The organism is Microbacterium jejuense (assembly GCF_019511665.1).
In the GTDB taxonomy this organism is placed as follows: domain Bacteria; phylum Actinomycetota; class Actinomycetes; order Actinomycetales; family Microbacteriaceae; genus Microbacterium; species Microbacterium jejuense_A.
Genome location: NZ_JAEUAW010000001.1, coordinates 401,289 through 417,431, shown reverse-complemented (window position 1 = coordinate 417,431; position 16,143 = coordinate 401,289). Strand labels below are relative to the sequence as shown.

The following is a 16,143-nucleotide window of genomic DNA, read 5'->3' as shown; positions in this document are numbered from 1 at the left end:
CCCGTCGGTCAGAGAAGGCCCAGCTCGCTGAACGTCCGCCCCTGCCAGGCCACCGCCTCGCATGCGTCCTCGACGCCCTCGACGGTGCGGAACGTCTCGCCTTCGGATGCCGCCACCCGCACCAGTCGTGGGTCCAGCGCCGTCGGCGCCGGTCCGGTGACCACCGCCTCGAGCACGCGCGTGAAGGCGCCGGTCCGCGACAGGGGCGCCACGAGGGCGGACCCTTGCCTGATGTGGGCCACGAGGTCGTCCAGCAGCGCGACCCGCGCGAACTCGAAGGTGCGCGGCAGCGCCCGCCCGTCGCGGAAGATGTGGAGCGTGTCGAGCGTGTAGTGGTAGACGAGGTGACCGCGCGTGCCGCGCACCAGGACGTACGGCTCGTGACGTTCGGTGGCCGTCACGGCGAGGCCGGCCGCCAGGCGTGAGCCGTCGCGCAGCCGCACCACGAGCGACGAGGTGTCGTCGGTGTCCATGTCGTTCGCGCGGCGCAGGTCGGCGTCCACCTCGGCGACGTCCTCCGGCTCGGTGGCACCAGCGATGGCGAACGCGGTCGCCACGGCATGTGCCAGCGGGTTGGTCACGACACCGTCGGCGACGAGGCGTCCGTCGATCACGCGATGGCCCGCCCACGGCGCGCGGCGCCAGTACTCCTCCGACCGCGACCACAGCCCGACGGCGCCGAAGTGCAGCACCTCGCCGATGGTGCCGGATGCCGCGACCTCTGCAGCGGCCGGCACCCCGGCGCTGCCCAGCGACTGGAACCCGACCTGCACCGCCCGGGATGCGGCATCCACTTCTCGCAGCAGCCTGCGATGATCGGCGACCGATGGCACGGGCGGCTTCTCGAGCAGTACGTGCGCACCCCGCGAGAGGCCCAGAGCGGCGAGCTCGGTGTGGGTGGGGATGGGCGTGCTGAGGATCGCGATGTCGAGCTCGACCTCCGTGAGCATCGCCGCCGCGTCCGCGAAGACGCGAGTGGTGCCGGGCACATCTCCGCCCCCGCGGGGATCGGCGACCGCGACGAGCTCGAGATCCTTCGCGCGGGCGAGCGTCGCGTCGACGTGCGAGCGCCCGTGGCCGTGAACGCCGGCGATCCCGACCCGCAGGCGGCCGGTCACAGGCCCGCCTCGGCGCGCAGCCGCGGCAGCGCGGCCTCCACCGCGGAGGCGTCCGCGAGCTCGTCGTCGAGCACGTAGGCCGTCAGCTCGAGGTCGAGCTCGCCGCCCTCGGGGATCGTGCGCGGCTCGTCCCACGCGACGGAGGGCCCCGCGCCCAGATACTCGGCGAACCGTACGAACCACGGCATCCGCTCGGTCCCCTGCGTCAGCACGACCGTCGTGCCGCGGTCGGGGAACGTGAATGCCAGCCACTCCGTCGCCGCCCCGTGGACCTCGCGCTCGGTGTCGCCGGCGGGACTGAACACGCGGGCGATCTCGGGGGCGAAGCGCCAGAAGATGCCGCCGTACCCCGCGCCCTCGCGGCCGTTGGTGGCGGGCGAGCCGAAGGTGATGGCATCCAGCGTCGCCTTGAGGTGGCTGCGCCAGCGCAGCGCCCAGCCGTTCTCGAGCTCGGCCGAACGCAACTCGCGCACTTCGACGAGCTGCGTCGTGCCGTTCTCGTCGACCCAGCTGAGCCGCTCGTCGAGCACGTGCCCGTCGATGTGCAGGCGGTCGCGGCGCTGCCGGCCGTGGTTGGGCACCATGATCGAGCCCTCGCCGCGCACGTACGTGCGCCCGCCCCAGTACGACGTGCCGTTGACGTCTGCGATCGCGAGGCTGACGCCCAGGTGGTGCGGGTGGTCGGTCGGCTCGGTGACCGTCAGCGGCGTGCCGGTGCGCGAGATGACCGCGTCGAGGTACGGCCGGGGCGACAGCACCGAGTCGACGCTCGTGCCCTCTTCGTACTGGGCGACGACCGTCGACCCGAGCCGCAGCACGGGGCGGGCGGGACCGACCCAGCCGCTGGCGTGCGAGGCGGGGCCCGAGCTGCGACGGGGCACGAGGACCGGACGATAGAACAGGGGGTGGCCGGCGTCCTCGCCGTCCAGAGCTTGACGCATGCGATTCCAGGCCTGCCGCCCGATCTCGATCCGCGGGACCGACATGGTCGTGAGCGGCGGGGCGGCGAAACGGGACTGCGGGATGTCGTCGATCCCGACGATGGACAGTTGTTCAGGCACCTCCACGCCGACCTCGCGCAGCCGCGACATCAGACCGAGGGCGACGAGGTCGTTGAAGGCGATGGCGGCGGTCGCCCCGGTCTCGAGCACCGCGTCGGCGGCGTCGTAGCCGGACTCCATGCTCGACCCGGCCGGGATCGTGAGGAACTCCAGGTCGGGGTACTCCCTCGCGAGCTCGCCGAGGCCCTGCGCGCGCAGCTCGTTGGCGTAGCTGAGCGGCGGGCCGGCGACGTACGCGATGCGCCGATGGCCGAACCCGCGCAGGTGGATGCCGAGCTCCTTGACAGCGGTCGCGTAGTCCACCGACAACTGCGCCGCCGGTGTGTCGTCGACGCGCCGGTTCACCACGACGACCGGGGTGGTGCGCTGGATGAGGTCGCGCAGCTCGGCGTCGGGCATGCGGGGTGAGACGAGCACGAGCGCGTCGCACTTGCTGCGCGCCTCACTCGCGATCTCGGCCTCCACGCCGACAGCCTCGGCGCTGTCTGCCACCAGCACGCGGTAGCCGTCACGCGCCGCGGCGACGGTCAGCCCCTTGAGCACACCCTGGAACAGCGGGTTCTCGAGATCCGGCACGAGCAGCGCGATCGTGTGGCTGCTCCCCCGCACCAGGCTGCGCGCCGCTTCGCTCGGCGAGTAGTTCAGCGCGGCGACGGCACGGTTCACCTTGGCGACGATCGCGGGGTCGACCGTGGCGACCCCGTTGAGGACGCGCGACACCGACGCCTGTGACACACCGGCGTACTGTGCGACCTGCGCCATCGTGATGGGGCGCGACGTGACCTCGGTCAACGCGGATCCTCTCTTTCGTCAATCATGGGCGTGCGCGAGCACGGTGCGGCGCATGCGCGCCGGATGGTGGATGCCGCACGGGGACTTTCGGCAGCGGCTCCGCCGCGGCACGCGTCGTTCCGGGAGGGCGCCAGGACGGTGCCGCCCGGGACCGGACTCCTCATCACATCGGTCCGGTCCCGTGCGGTCCGGGGGCGACGGGCCGCGCCGCGGGGGGGGACGACGCGGCCCGCTCGCCGGCTAGATGGCGGCGTCGTCCAGCGCCTGCTGCAGCTCCTTGATGAAGCTCTTCGCGGCATCGGCGGGCGTCAGCTCTCCGAACAGCACCTTCTGAGTGTGCTGGTCGATGATCGTCTCGATCGCCCCACCGCCGGGCGGGGTCGCCGGCGGCGCGTCGCCGACGCGCGGCTCGATCTCGTCGAGGAACGCGACGACCTCCTGGTCGACCTCGCCGAGCTTGGGCGTGATGTACTCGCGGATCTTCTCGTTCGCCGGCACGCCGCGCTCGGCGAGCAGCAGGTCGGCCGCCTCCTCGCTGTTCGCCAGGAAGTCGAGGAACAGCGCGACTTCCGCCGGATGCTCGGTCTTCGCCGAGGCCGACCAGAACATCGACGGCTTGTAGTACGCCGACGCGCTCTCGCCTTCGTCGGTGGTGGGCACCATGAGCGGCACGAGCGTCTGGCCGCTCGCCGACCGCAGCGCCGCCACCTGGTTCGACCACCACGGGCCGAACGCGGACTGGTTGGTCGCGGTGAACGACTCGGCGAGACCGGCCGACTCGCGTTCGATCGTCGCCGACGGGTCGGGCGTGCCGCCCGCCTCCGTGACGTCGAGCAGGTTCTGCCACCACGCCGCGAGGGTCTTCTCGCTCGCGGCGACCTCGGGCGAGCCGTCTTCGGCGTACAGCGACTCGCCGTGCTGGCGCAGCCAGTTGTTGAGACCGCCGTCCTCGAAGCCCCACGATTGCGAGCCGACGACCGCGCCGCCGCTCTTCTCGGTGACCTCTTCGGCGATCTCGTTGAGGTCGTCCCACGACCAGGTCTCGTCGTCCGGCAGGTCGATGCCGAGGCTGTCGAGGAGGTCGGTGTTGGCCATGTAGGTGTACGTGTTGATCCCGACCGGGATGCCGTACTGCGTGCCGTCGAGGGCGCCGGTGCCCAGCACCGAGTCGGGGAAGTCCCCGGTCGGCAGCAGATCGCCGAGGCTGCCGAGGTCGAGCAGCACACCGTTGGCCGCGTACGTCGACAGTTGCTTCTCGTCCATCTGGATGATGTCCGGCGCATCGCCGGCGGCCACCGTGGTCGCGAGCTTGTCCCAGTATCCGGCCCAGTCCGTGTACTGCGGCTCGATGGTGATGTTGTCGTGCTCGGCCTCGAAGGCGTCGATCAGCTGCTGCGTGATCTCGTGGCGGACGTCGTTGCCCCACCACGTGAAGGTGAGGGTGACCGGTTCGTCCGACAGGGTCGGACCGGTGTCGGGCTCTTCGGCGGGGGTCCCGCTCGCGCACGCGGTCAGCGCGAGCGTCGTCGCTGCGCCGAACGCGGCGAACTGCGCCCAGCGGGCTGCGGTTCGATTGCGTCGCATGTCTTGCATCCTTTCGACCGGAGTCGGTGTGTGGGTGGTGCGGTGTGATGAGGACGGACCGTGCGGCCCGCGAACTGCGTGTGCGGCATCCAGTGCCTCTGGATGTCACTTGATCCCGGTCGTCGCGATTCCCTTGATGAGGAACTTCTGGCCGAACAGGAAGATCAGGAAGATGGGTACGAGCGAGACGACGCTCATGGCGAACATCTGGGCGTAGTTGGTGACGCTCTGGGCGTCTTCGAACGAGCGCAGCGCGAGCGGAACGGTGTACAGCTCGGGCTTGGTGAGGAACACCAGCTGCGAGAAGAAGTCGTTCCACGTCCAGATGAAGGTGAAGATCGCGGTGGTGGCGAGCGCCGGCGTCATGAGCGGCAGGATCACCTGCAGAAAGATGCGCGGGTGGCCGGCGCCGTCGATGCGCGCGGCCTCATCCAGCTCCTTCGGGATGCCGCGGATGAACTGCACCATCAAGAAGACGAAGAACGCGTCCACGGCCAGCAGCTTCGGCACGATCAGCGGCAGGAACGTGTTCACCCAGCCCAGCTGAGAGAACAGGATGTACTGCGGCACGATGATCACGTGGATCGGGAGCATGATGCTCAGAAGCATGATGCCGAACCACAGCCGCTTGGCCGTGAACTCCAGCCGGGCGAACGCGTAGGCGGCCATCGAGCACGAGATGAGATTGCCGGCGATGCAGCCGGCGACGATCACGGCCGAGTTCCACAGGTAGACGTTGAAGGGGTACTGCAGCGCCGTCCAGCCGTCGGTGTAGTTGGAGATCTCGAAGCTGTCGAAGACGATCCCCGGCTCGCGGAAGATCTCGTCGTTCGGCCGCAGTGAGCTCACGACCATCCAGATCACCGGGTAGAGCATGAGCGCGGCCAGTGCGATCAGCAGCGCGTGCCGGATGATGCTCGTCAGCGGCTTGCGGAACGGGTTCGGCTGGCGCCGCGCCGGCGGACGGCCCGTGACGACCGTCTCGGTGGGAAGGGCCACGAGGGGCTCGGGATCAATTTTCGTCATCGTAGAACACCCAGAACTTGGAGGACCAGAACGCGACCACGGTCAGCAGTGCGGTGATGATGAGCAGGAGCCAGGCCATCGCCGAGGCGTAGCCCATGTTGAAGTTCGAGAAGCCCTGCTGGTACAGGTACAGCGTGTAGAAGAGCGTGGAGTCGACCGGCCCGCCGGTGCCGCCCGAGACGATGTAGGCCTGCGTGAACGACTGGAACGTTCCGATCAGCTGCAGCACGGCGTTGAAGAAGATGATCGGCGTGAGCAGCGGGATCGTGATGCGGAAGAGCTGCTGGCGCCGCGTCGCGCCGTCGACGGCGGCGGCCTCGTAGTACATCGACGGGATCTGGCGGAGGCCGGCGAGGAAGATGACCATGGGCGACCCGAAGGTCCACACGTTCAGGATCATGAGCGTGCCGAGCGCCGTGTCGGGGCTCGAGATCCACCCCTGCCCCTCGATGCCGAACCACGCGAGCACCTGGTTGATGAGCCCGTCGACGCCGAAGATCTGGCGCCACAGCATCGCGATCGCCACGCTGGCACCGAGCAGCGACGGCAGGTAGAACGCCGATCGGTAGAAGGCCAGTCCGCGCAGTCCGCGGTCCAGCACGATCGCGAGGAACAGCGCGACCGCCAGCTGCAGCGGCACCGACACGAACACGTAGGTGAAGGTCACCTGCAGCGCGGTGTGCAGGCGCTCGTCCTCCCACATCCGCACGTAGTTGTCGAAGCCGTTGAACTTCGGCGGGCTCAGCAGGTTGTACCGAGTGAATGAGAGCGCGAACGAGGCGATCATCGGGCCGATCGTCACGAGGGCGAGGCCCACGAACCACGGCGTGAGGAACAGGTACGCCGCCTTGTTCTGCTTCTTGCCGACCGCCTTGGCGCCTTTGAGACGGGTGAGCTCGCCGAGCGCGCTCATGTCGCGGCTCCGTGCGGCCCGCTGTCGGGACGGTGCGTCGTCGTCACCGCGTCCTCCGGATTCATCGTCGTCGAAGAGTCGAGAATGCGCTTTCTGGAATGCGCTTTCTCATTCTTGCCAGAGTGGATGCCGGAACGCAAGACTTTCCGGGAAATCAGGGGTGCAAGCCGGCCTTCGGTGCGAGATAGGGCTTACTGAAGTCGATCAGTGGTCACTCGTGTACGGACCGCCCGGGCATGACGAAAGCCCCGGGTGAGAGCACCCGGGGCTTTCGTGGAAGGAACGAGATTACTTGAGGGTAACCGTCGCGCCGGCCTCTTCGAGGGCGGCCTTGGCCTTGTCGGCCGTCTCCTTGTTCGCGCCCTCGAGGACGGGGCTCGGAGCGCCGTCGACGAGCGCCTTGGCCTCGCCCAGGCCCAGCGAGGTGAGCTCGCGGACCGTCTTGATGACCTGGATCTTCTTGTCGCCGGCAGCCTCGAGGATGACGTCGAACGAGTCCTTCTCCTCCTCGGCAGCGGCCTCGGCACCCGCGCCACCGGCGCCGGCAACGGCGACGGGAGCAGCAGCGGTGACCTCGAACTTCTCCTCGAACGCCTTCACGAACTCGCTGAGCTCGACAAGGGTCAGGCCTGCGAACTGCTCGAGCAGCTCCTCAGTGGTGAGCTTCGCCATGATGTATCTCCTAGATAAATGGGGTTTGTGTGGGGAAGACGTACGGGTCGCTCACGCGGCCTCGGCGGTCTCCAGCTTTTCGCGAAGCGCGTCGATGGTGGCGGCAGCCTTGCCCATCGTCGCCTTCATCATGCCCGCGGCCTTCGCCAGCAGAACCTCACGGCTCTCCAGCGAGGCGTACTTGTTGACCTCGTCGGCGCTGAGGGCGTTGCCCTCGAAAACGCCACCCTTGATCACGAGAAGCGGGTTGGCCTTGGCGAAGTCACGCAGAGCCTTCGCGGTGGCGACGAAGTCGCCGTGCACGAACGCGATGGCCGAGGGGCCCTTGAGGTCCTCGTCCAGCGCCGTGATCCCCGCGTTGTTCGCGGCGATCTTGGTCAGCGTGTTCTTCACCACGGCGTATTCCGCGTCCTGACGGATGCTGTTGCGCAGCTGCTTGAGCTGGGCAACCGTCAGACCGCGGTACTCGGTAAGCAGGACGGCGTTCGAGTTCTCGAAGTTCTTCGTGAGCTCGGCGACCGATGCATCCTTCTGCGCCATGGTCACTCCTTGTGTGGATGAGACGCTCCGCGATGGCGGGGCGCCGGCCGGAGGCATCCGCTCATCAGCTCTCGGCAGGCAAAGGAAAAAGCTCCGGCGCAAGCGCACGGAGCTTCAAGAGAATCATCGTGACACCTGCGCGGGCCCCTGCGGTTGCAGTGCTTCGATCCCGTGCGTTCGCACGCACGACGATGACCGGCGGTCTTCGGCTCCCTCAAGGGTACGTGACTCCCGCCCGCGCGCCAAATCGGCGCCCCCGCCCTCACCCTCCACACCCCGGTGAACCGGTGTCGACGACGCACGTCCTCGCCGAACACTCACGTTATCGACGCGGACGACATGCGTGCTCGGCGAGGACGCACGTTCTCGCCGCGGCAATCGCGACGGAAGAGTGTCAGCGGGGTGACCGGATGCCGAAGGCGGCCAGGCGACGACGGAGCGCGTCCGCCGTGGCGACGTGCGCCTCCTCAGCACGGACGACCCGCTTCTGCGTCGTCCCGCGGATCCAGTCCTCACGACGCTTCTCGTCGAGGACGACCTGCTCGATGGTTCGCCCAGACCGGAGCGCCTCGTCCTCATACTTGGAGCGCCCGTCGATCTCGAGGAAGCTCTCGACGTCCTCGATCTCAAGATCGACGTGCAAGTCCTTGCCGTTGGGACCAGCGACGGGCACTTGAAGTCGCACCCGAACAAACCCGAGTCTCCACAGCTGTACGCGCCCGACGCTCTCGATCGGCGATTCCGCCCGTCCGTCGGCGAACTCGATCACGGCGATCGCCTGCCGAACGCCGCGTGATCCCGTCGCCCGCGCTGCACGCGCCCGCATTCCCTCGCGCCAGGCCTCAGCTGCGTCGATGTCGTACTGTCCGCCGATGAACGCGATCTGGCGCAACGCTGCGTCCGCAGCGGCGACGGCCGCTTCGAGCGGCAGCGTGCGGGCTACGTCGAGCACAGTGCGCTCGAGCGTCGTGACGCGGATGTCGCCGCGCACGGTGGTGTCGGCCTCGGGCAGCGCCTCGGTGTGGCGCTGCAGGCCCACGCGGCTGTGACTGTGCTGGCCGCGTGGGGCGACGACATGCACGGCCCCAGGCGTGTGCCGGTAGAGGGGAAGATCCCAGATCACTGCGGCGGATTCCCTCGCAATGACACCCCCGCCGTCGCCCATCTCGCCGCACACGGCAGCCACCTCCACACGATGGCGGGATTCGGGCCAGAGGTCGGCCCAGTCCGCGTCGAGCACGTAGCGATTTCGCTGCAGCCGGAGCAGCGTGCCATCGGCCAGAGCGGCGGCGATCTCACGATCCTTCCAACGCTCCCGGTCGAGTCGTTCACGCGTGAGCACGACCGCCTTGGCCTGTTCGATACTGACGTGGCGCGGCATCCCGGAACACTGGCATCCCGCACCCCCAGCGATCAGCGCCATCCGGGCGTCTGTGGAGACCTCGCCCCAGAGCGGGAAATCCCGCGTCCTGTGGAGAACCGATGCCTCGCCGCAGGCGTGGGCCCGCCACTCCCCGCCGACGACGCACGTCCTCGTCGAGCACGCATGTCTTTGACGTCGAGAGCATGCGTGGTCGGCGAGGACGCACGTCGTCGACACAAAGGCTGGGGCGCTGGCCGCGCGGGGCGCGCGGGGCGCGCGCGTCGCGGCGGCGGATGTCCCCGCGGCGGCGTAGCCTCGAAAGGTGACCCCGATGCCCGCGCCCGTGCCCGCGTTCGCGGCGCACGCTCCGGAGCTCGCGGCCCGCATCGTCGCGGACTCGCGCGACCGGGTCGCGTGGGTGCGAGCGCGTTCGCGGGGCATCACGGCCACCGACGTCGCCACCCTCACGAGCGACAAGGCCATCGCACGGGCAGCCGACGCCAAGCTCATGGGATCGGGGTTCTCGGGCAACGCCTACACCGCCCACGGGCGCGCGCGCGAGCCCGAGATCGCGGGCTGGGTCGCGGCGACGCACGGCATCCAGCCGTCGTCCGCGCTCTTCCACGCGGTCATCGAGAAGCGGCACCTGGCCACCCCCGACGGGATCGCCGTCGACGCGGCCGGGCGCGTGACGCTCGCCGAGATCAAGACGACGAACAAGGCGTGGCGCAGCATCCCCCGCTCCTACCTGCGCCAGGTGTGGTGGCAGCAGCACGTCCTCGGCGCCGAGCGCACGCTCGTCGCGTGGGAGCAGCACGACGGCTTCGTTCCCGTCGGCGACGAGCCGCGCTGCGCGTGGGTCGACCGCGACGAGGCCGAGATCGCGAAGCTGGTGCGCCTGGCCACCGCGCTCATCGACGAGCTGTACGAGCGCACGATGCGCTCCCGCCAGCGTGGCGAGGGGATGCCTCGGCCGCCCGCTCCCCCTCGCGAGCCGTTCCGCGCCCTGGCGCTGGCCGACTGACCCGCCCCGATGTGACAGGCCGCACACCGCGGCCGCCGGCATCCCATCGCCCCTCTGCGATGAGGTCCGAAGCGATGGTTGACACATGTCAACCATGGGCGTATCGTTGACGTTTCTCAACTGTTGACATTCGTCAAGCACTTCTTGCGCCACCGTCGCCGCAGTCCCCTTCCCTCTTCGTCACGAAGGAGCCCTATGGCCACGTCCACCCCGGCGACGGCATCCGTCGCCACTGCCGACGAGAAGCGCCGGCACCGTCACGTGCTCCAGGCCCTCACCGGCCTGCTGCTCGGCATGTTCGTGTCGATGCTCGCGTCCACCGTCGTGTCGACCTCGCTCCCCGTCATCGTCCACGACCTCGGCGGCGACCAGGCAGCCTTCACCTGGGTCGTCACGGCGACGCTGCTCACCACGGCGATCTCGACCCCGATCTGGGGCAAGCTCGCCGACCTCTTCAACCGCAAGCTGCTCATCCAGCTCGCGATCGTCATCTTCGTGCTCGCCACGGCCGCGGCCGGGTTCTCGCAGGACACCGGCACGCTGATCGCGTTCCGCGCCGTCCAGGGCATCGGCGCGGGCGGTCTCGCGGCGCTCAGCCAGGTCATCATGGCCGACATCATCAGCCCGCGCGAGCGCGGCCGGTACATGGGCCTGTTCGGCGCGGTCATGGCCGTCGCGACCGTCGGCGGTCCGCTCCTCGGCGGCTTCATCACCGACACGATCGACTGGCGCTGGAACTTCTTCATCGCGCTGCCGTTCGCGGTGGCGGCGCTCATCATCCAGCAGCGTACGCTGCACCTTCCGCCGCGCCCCAAGACGAAGGCGCGCATCGACTACTTCGGGATCGTGCTGCTGTCGGTCGCGGTCTCGCTTCTGCTCATCTGGGTGACCAACGCCGGCAAGGACTACGACTGGTGGAGCACCGAGACCATCCTCATGGTCGGCGGGGCGCTCGTCGCGGCGATCCTGTTCGTGGTCGTCGAGCTGCGCTCGAAGGAGCCGCTCGTGCCCCTCACGATGTTCAAGAACCGCACGTTCACCCTCGCGGTCGTCGCGTCGATCTCGATCGGCATCGCCATGTTCGGCACCTCGGTGTTCCTCAGCCAGTACATGCAGCTGGCGCGCGGCGCGACGCCGACCGAGGCAGGTCTGCTGACGATCCCGATGATCGCCGGCCTGCTGCTGGCGTCGATCGTGATCGGCGGCCTCGTGACGCGCACGGGGCACTGGAAGCCCTACCTCATCGTCGGCGGTGTGCTGCTGATCGCCGGCTCGTACCTGCTGTCGACCATCCACTACGACACGAACTTCGTGCTCGTGTCGGTGTACATGTTCCTGCTGGGCGCGGGCGTCGGCATGACGATGCAGAACCTCGTGCTCATCGTGCAGAACACCGCCAAGCCCACCGAGATCGGTGTCGCGAGCTCGGGCGTCACGTTCTTCCGCAGCCTCGGCGGCACGATCGGCGTCTCGGTGATGGGCGCGGCCCTCGCGACGTCGGCGACGAACCTCTTCACCGACCGCAAGGACGACGTCGTCGCCGCGCTCATGACCCTCGGCCAGAAGGGCGCCGCCATCGGCGAGCAGCTCCAGTCGGGCACCATCCCCCAGGTGTCGTCGCTGCCCGAGGCGATCCGCGTGATCGTCGAGGACATCTACGCCCAGGCCATCGCCCACTCGTTCCTCATCGCCGTGCCGCTGGCCGTCATCAGCCTCATCGCGATCCTGTTCCTCCCGAACAAGCCGCTCACACGCATGACGACGAGCGAGCGCGTGCAGGCCAGCGAGGCCGACCTCGCCACGGTGTCGACTGCCGAGGCCATGGAGACGCTGGCGCCGACCGACACCGACCGGACGGTGGATGCCGCACCCGGCGCCGACCGTGCGGCCGAGACCGTCGCCGACGCGGCGGACGAGGCATCCCGTCGACGATAATGTCGATCACGATGACCTCCGACGACACTCGAGCGGCGCGCACCGAGGCGGTGCGCGCCCTCGAGGCGGAGTTCGGCGAGCTGATCAACCGGTTCCGGCGGATCATCGCCGAGAACGCGAGCCGCGTGAGCCCGGGAATGCTGCCGGGCGCGTACAAGGTCTTCACGACCATCGTGCGCCGCGAGGGCATCACCCTCTCTGCGCTCGCGGAGGCCCTGATGGCCGACAAGGGCCAGATCAGCCGCACGGTGCGCGAACTGGAGGCCCTGGGCCTTGTGCAGCGCACACCCGACCCTGCCGACGGCCGGTCGAGCCTGCTGTCGGCGACGCCCCTGGGGCTGGAGCAGCTCGCGGCCGCCCGTGCTCCGCAGGAGAGCCTGCTGGTGGACGCCGTGGACGAATGGCCGGTCCACGACATCCTCAACCTCACGCGGCTGCTGCACGCCCTGACGGCGGGCGAGCGCCCTCGCGCGGACTGAGCCGGCCGGCGCGCACCGACCGGCTCAGCGCGACATCACGTGCTCCGGCGTCAGCCCTGGTTCGAGAACGCCGCGTCGAACGCGGCGGCCGACGGCCGGTACGTCGACAGTCGCCGCACGAACTCCAGCGCCTCGGGAGCCCCGACCAGGCGGTCCATGCCGGCGTCCTCCCACTCCACCGACAGCGGGCCGTCGTAGCCGATGGCGTTGAGCACGCGGAATGCGTCCTCCCACGGCACGTCGCCGTGCCCGGTCGAGATGAAGTCCCACCCGCGCCGCGGATCGGCCCACGGCAGATGCGACGACAGGCGCCCGCTGCGCCCGTTGAGCCGCTTCTTCGTGTCTTTGCAGTGCACGTGGTAGATGCGGTCCTGGAAGTCCCACAGGAAGCCGACCGGGTCGAGGTCCTGCCAGATCATGTGCGACGGATCCCAGTTCAGCCCGAAGGCCTCACGGTGACCGATCGCGTCGAGCGTGCGCTTCGTGGTCCAGTAGTCGTAGGCGATCTCGGAGGGATGCACCTCGTGGGCGAAGCGCACGCCGACCTCGTCGAACACGTCGAGGATGGGGTGGAAGCGGTCGGCGAAGTCCTGGTACCCGGCGTCGATGAAGGCGTCCGACGCCGGCGGGAACATCGCCACGGCCTTCCAGATCGATGAACCGGTGAAGCCGGTCACCGTCTTCGCGCCGAGCCGGGCCGCCATGCGCGCGGTGAGCTTCAGCTCTTCGGCCGCGCGCTGACGGACGCCCTCGGGGTCGCCATCGCCCCACACGCGGTCGTTCAGCATGTCGCGGTGGCGCTGGTCGATCGGATCGTCGCACACCGCCTGCCCCGCGAGGTGGTTCGAGATCGTGAAGACCTTGAGGCCGTTGCGCTCGAGGATGTCGAGCCGGCCCTGGACGTACGCATCGTCGTCCCAGCGGGCGACGTCGAGGTGGTCGCCCCACGAGGCGATCTCGAGCCCGTCGTAGCCCCATTCGCCCGCGAGCCGCGCCACCTCCTCGAAGGGCAGGTCGGCCCATTGGCCCGTGAACAGAGTGACCGGTCGCGTCATCGCGAGCACCTTTCGTCGAAGGGATGCCGGAGCTCAGCCGGCGAGGGAGGTCCAGGCGCTTCCCGCGGCCGAGCTGCGCTCCACCGCGTCGAGCACCCGCTGCACGTGCAGGCCGTCGGCGAACGACGGACGCGGGGCGACGCCTTCGTCGATCGCGGCGACGAAGTCACGCACCTGGTGCGAGAAGCCGTGCTCGTAGCCGAGCATATGCCCGGGCGGCCACCAGGGCGCCAGGTACGGATGGTCGTGCTCGGTGACCAGGATGCGCCGGAACCCCTGTTCCAGCGCGGGCAGGGTCGCGTCGTAGAACTCCAGCTCGTTCAGCCGTTCGAGGTCGAAGGCCAGTGCCCCCTTCGAGCCGGAGATCTCGATGCGCAGCGCGTTCTTGCGGCCCGTGCGGAACCGCGTCGCCTCGAACGAGGCCAGCGCTCCGGACTCCAGCCGGCCGGTGAAGAGTGCGACGTCGTCGACGGTGACCCGGCCGCGCTCGGCGGACGCGGTGCCCGACAGGCCCACCCCCTCGCCCAGCAGGGGCCGCTCGTGGACGAGGGTCTCGATGACGCCCGACACCGAGGCCACGCGGTCGCCCGTGATGAACTCCGTGAGGTCGACGGCGTGCGCGCCGATGTCGCCGAGCGCACCCGACCCGGCGTGCTCCTTCTCCAGGCGCCACGTGAGGGGGGCGTCGGCATCCATCAGCCAGTCCTGCAGGTATTCGGCGCGCACCTGGCGGATCTGACCGAGGCGTCCCGCGGCGACCAGGTCGCGCGCGAACGTGGCCGCAGGGACGCGCCGGTACGTGAAGCCGACCATCGAGCGGATGCCGCGATCGGCCGCCGCCGCGGCGGCGCGGTCCATCGCCTCGGCCTCATCGACGGTGTTGGCGAGGGGCTTCTCGCACAGCACGTGCTTGCCCGCCTCGAGCGCCGCGACGGCGATCTCGGCGTGCGTGTCGCCGGGCGTCACGATGTCGACGACGTCGATGTCGTCGCGCGCGACGACCTCACGCCAGTCGGTGGCGCTCGCCTCCCACCCCCATTTGCGGGCGGAGGCCTCGACGGCGTCCGGGTTGCGGCCGACGACGACGGCCATCTCGGGCCGACGGGGCAGGTCGAAGAACCGCGGGGCGACTCGCCACCCCTGGGAATGTGCGGCGCCCATGAAGCCGTGGCCGATCATGGCGACGCGCAGCGTGTCGGTCAACGCCGTGTCCTCTCTGTGTCACGGGATGGCGCGGGGCGTCCGCTGCAACGGACGCCCCGCGGTCGACGTCGGTCTACTCGAACGACAGGTCGATGTACTGGTCGACGTTCTCCTTCGTGACGACCGGCGCGTCCAGCACGATCCGGTTCGGGATGCCGGGCGTGATGAGGTCGCCCATCGTCTTGCCCTGCGCGATCAGGCGGGCGAGAGCCACACCGTCAGCAGCCTGCGTCGACGGATAGATCACCGTCGCCTTGAGCACGGTGTCGTCTGCCTCGATGGCCTCCATGGCGCTGCGGCTTCCGGCACCGCCCATCATGAAGAACTCGTCGCGTCCGGCCGCGTCGATCGCGGCGAGCACGCCGACACCCTGGTCGTCGTCGTGGTTCCAGATCGCGTCGATCTTCGGGTTGGCCGCGAGGAGCTGGGATGCCGCTTCCTCGCCGCCCGCGACCGTGAAGTCGGCGGCGACGCGGGCCGACACCTCAAGCCCGCAGTCCTCGAGGGCGTCAGCGAAGCCCTGCGAGCGGTCCTGCGTCAGCGGCAGCGAGTCGATGCCGGCGATCTCGGCGACGACCGCGTCGGTCTTGCCATCGAGCTGCTCGCAGATGTACGTCCCCGCGCTCACGCCCATGCCGTAGTTGTCGCCGAGCACGGTGGCCCGCGCGGCGAACGGGCTCGAGAACTCGCGGTCGACGTTGACGACGGGGATGCCGGCCTCCATCGCCTCGATGGCCGCCTCGGTGAGCGCGGCACCGTCCGAGGGCAGCAGAACGATCGCGTCGACGCCGTCGTTGACGAACGTCTCGACGGCGGCGATCTGGGCGATCGGGTCGTCGGTGCCCTCGGCCACCCGCAGCTCGACGTCGTCGAAGCTGTCGGCGGCGGCCTGCGCGCCGGAGTTGATGGCGCCGAGCCAGCCGTGGTCGGCGGCCGGCCCCGAGAAGCCGATGACGACGGTGTCGCCGCTCTCGGCATTCTCTTCGGTCGTGGTGCCCTGATCGACGATGTCGTCCTCGTCTGCGCCGGAGCCGGTGCATCCGGCGAGAAGTCCGATCGCTGCCACGACGGCGGTGCCTGTCAGCACCAGTCGTGTGCGCGCTGTCAGGTGTGAGCGCATGATTCCTCCTTGAATGTGGTGCAGCTGTGACAGCGCGTCGCCTGGCGATGGATGCCCGCACTCGAGGAGTCCGCGCTGACGAACATCACCGTAGCAGAAGCGGTGTTCACACCGACAGCTTTTGTCGCTCCTCCGGCATAAGTCCACAGACACCGGGAATCCGCAGCGGAGGGAGCCCCACGCGCGCTCCGTGGGACGAGACCCGGCCTCCGAGGAGGGCCTGCGGCAGCGCGTCTCGGCATGTTATGTTCATCGCGT

Annotated in this window: 14 protein-coding genes; 3 read left to right on the top strand and 11 right to left on the bottom strand. The window is 69.3% G+C overall.

Annotated features, from left to right (window positions below; all coding sequences use genetic code 11):
- Positions 1–8: 8 nt before the first annotated feature.
- The 8 genes from JNB62_RS01785 to JNB62_RS01750 form a co-directional block, all read right to left on the bottom strand.
- Positions 9–1,118, bottom strand: a complete 1,110-nt coding sequence (locus JNB62_RS01785) for a Gfo/Idh/MocA family protein (protein ID WP_220299143.1) — start codon at positions 1,116–1,118, stop codon at positions 9–11.
- Complete coding sequence (locus JNB62_RS01780) at positions 1,115–2,971, bottom strand: DUF6807 family protein (RefSeq protein ID WP_220299142.1); 1,857 nt, start codon at positions 2,969–2,971, stop codon at positions 1,115–1,117. Before JNB62_RS01780 ends, JNB62_RS01785 begins: the two co-directional genes overlap by 4 nt.
- Before the next feature lie 240 nt (positions 2,972–3,211).
- A complete protein-coding gene (locus JNB62_RS01775; protein ID WP_220299141.1) occupies positions 3,212–4,555 on the bottom strand; it encodes an ABC transporter substrate-binding protein in 1,344 nt (447 codons plus the stop codon).
- Between the two features lie 105 nt (positions 4,556–4,660).
- Entirely contained in the window at positions 4,661–5,581 is a 921-nt protein-coding gene (locus JNB62_RS01770; protein WP_220299140.1) for a carbohydrate ABC transporter permease, read from the bottom strand.
- Positions 5,568–6,494 (bottom strand): carbohydrate ABC transporter permease, encoded by a 927-nt coding sequence (locus JNB62_RS01765; protein WP_220299139.1) that lies wholly within the window; start codon positions 6,492–6,494, stop codon positions 5,568–5,570. The genes JNB62_RS01770 and JNB62_RS01765 overlap by 14 nt, the downstream gene beginning before the upstream one ends.
- 288 nt (positions 6,495–6,782) lie before the next feature.
- Positions 6,783–7,166 (bottom strand): 50S ribosomal protein L7/L12, encoded by a 384-nt coding sequence (gene rplL / locus JNB62_RS01760; RefSeq protein ID WP_220299138.1) that lies wholly within the window; start codon positions 7,164–7,166, stop codon positions 6,783–6,785.
- A 51-nt stretch (positions 7,167–7,217) separates the two neighbouring features.
- Positions 7,218–7,706: a 50S ribosomal protein L10 gene (gene rplJ, locus JNB62_RS01755; protein ID WP_191169867.1), complete on the bottom strand. Its 489-nt coding sequence runs from the start codon at positions 7,704–7,706 to the stop codon at positions 7,218–7,220.
- A 394-nt stretch (positions 7,707–8,100) separates the two neighbouring features.
- On the bottom strand, positions 8,101–9,306 hold the full coding sequence (locus JNB62_RS01750; RefSeq protein WP_220299137.1) for a hypothetical protein: 1,206 nt from the start codon (positions 9,304–9,306) through the stop codon (positions 8,101–8,103).
- A 94-nt stretch (positions 9,307–9,400) separates the two neighbouring features.
- On the opposite strand from JNB62_RS01750, the gene JNB62_RS01745 reads away from it, so the two are divergent.
- From JNB62_RS01745 to JNB62_RS01735, 3 genes are all read left to right on the top strand, one after another.
- On the top strand, positions 9,401–10,093 hold the full coding sequence (locus JNB62_RS01745) for a YqaJ viral recombinase family protein (protein WP_220299208.1): 693 nt from the start codon (positions 9,401–9,403) through the stop codon (positions 10,091–10,093).
- A gap of 195 nt (positions 10,094–10,288) precedes the next feature.
- On the top strand, positions 10,289–12,028 hold the full coding sequence (locus JNB62_RS01740; RefSeq protein ID WP_220299136.1) for an MDR family MFS transporter: 1,740 nt from the start codon (positions 10,289–10,291) through the stop codon (positions 12,026–12,028).
- 11 nt (positions 12,029–12,039) lie between these two features.
- A complete protein-coding gene (locus JNB62_RS01735) occupies positions 12,040–12,507 on the top strand; it encodes a MarR family winged helix-turn-helix transcriptional regulator (RefSeq protein ID WP_220299135.1) in 468 nt (155 codons plus the stop codon).
- 50 nt (positions 12,508–12,557) lie between these two features.
- Here JNB62_RS01735 and JNB62_RS01730 read toward each other — a convergent pair whose 3' ends face one another.
- The 3 genes from JNB62_RS01730 to JNB62_RS01720 form a co-directional block, all read right to left on the bottom strand.
- Complete coding sequence (locus tag JNB62_RS01730) at positions 12,558–13,562, bottom strand: sugar phosphate isomerase/epimerase family protein (protein ID WP_220299134.1); 1,005 nt, start codon at positions 13,560–13,562, stop codon at positions 12,558–12,560.
- A gap of 33 nt (positions 13,563–13,595) precedes the next feature.
- Positions 13,596–14,741 carry a Gfo/Idh/MocA family protein gene (locus tag JNB62_RS01725; RefSeq protein ID WP_220299207.1) on the bottom strand — a complete coding sequence of 382 codons (1,146 nt, stop codon included), beginning with the start codon at positions 14,739–14,741 and terminating at the stop codon, positions 13,596–13,598.
- 97 nt (positions 14,742–14,838) lie between these two features.
- Positions 14,839–15,885 (bottom strand): substrate-binding domain-containing protein, encoded by a 1,047-nt coding sequence (locus JNB62_RS01720; RefSeq protein ID WP_220299133.1) that lies wholly within the window; start codon positions 15,883–15,885, stop codon positions 14,839–14,841.
- Between the last annotated feature and the right edge of the window lie 258 nt (positions 15,886–16,143).

Excerpts from the sequence above, each read along its gene's own strand:
- JNB62_RS01745 (WP_220299208.1), top strand. The coding sequence starts at position 9,401 with ATGCCCGCGCCCGTGCCCGCGTTCGCGGCGCACGCTCCGGAGCTCGCG.
- JNB62_RS01770 (WP_220299140.1), bottom strand. The coding sequence starts at position 5,581 with ATGACGAAAATTGATCCCGAGCCCCTCGTGGCCCTTCCCACCGAGACG.
- rplJ (WP_191169867.1), bottom strand. The coding sequence starts at position 7,706 with ATGGCGCAGAAGGATGCATCGGTCGCCGAGCTCACGAAGAACTTCGAG.
- JNB62_RS01765 (WP_220299139.1), bottom strand. The coding sequence starts at position 6,494 with ATGAGCGCGCTCGGCGAGCTCACCCGTCTCAAAGGCGCCAAGGCGGTC.
- rplL (WP_220299138.1), bottom strand. The coding sequence starts at position 7,166 with ATGGCGAAGCTCACCACTGAGGAGCTGCTCGAGCAGTTCGCAGGCCTG.
- JNB62_RS01725 (WP_220299207.1), bottom strand. The coding sequence starts at position 14,741 with ATGATCGGCCACGGCTTCATGGGCGCCGCACATTCCCAGGGGTGGCGA.
- JNB62_RS01735 (WP_220299135.1), top strand. The coding sequence starts at position 12,040 with ATGACCTCCGACGACACTCGAGCGGCGCGCACCGAGGCGGTGCGCGCC.
- JNB62_RS01730 (WP_220299134.1), bottom strand. The coding sequence starts at position 13,562 with ATGACGCGACCGGTCACTCTGTTCACGGGCCAATGGGCCGACCTGCCC.
- JNB62_RS01740 (WP_220299136.1), top strand. The coding sequence starts at position 10,289 with ATGGCCACGTCCACCCCGGCGACGGCATCCGTCGCCACTGCCGACGAG.
- JNB62_RS01720 (WP_220299133.1), bottom strand. The coding sequence starts at position 15,885 with ATGCGCTCACACCTGACAGCGCGCACACGACTGGTGCTGACAGGCACC.
- JNB62_RS01775 (WP_220299141.1), bottom strand. The coding sequence starts at position 4,555 with ATGCGACGCAATCGAACCGCAGCCCGCTGGGCGCAGTTCGCCGCGTTC.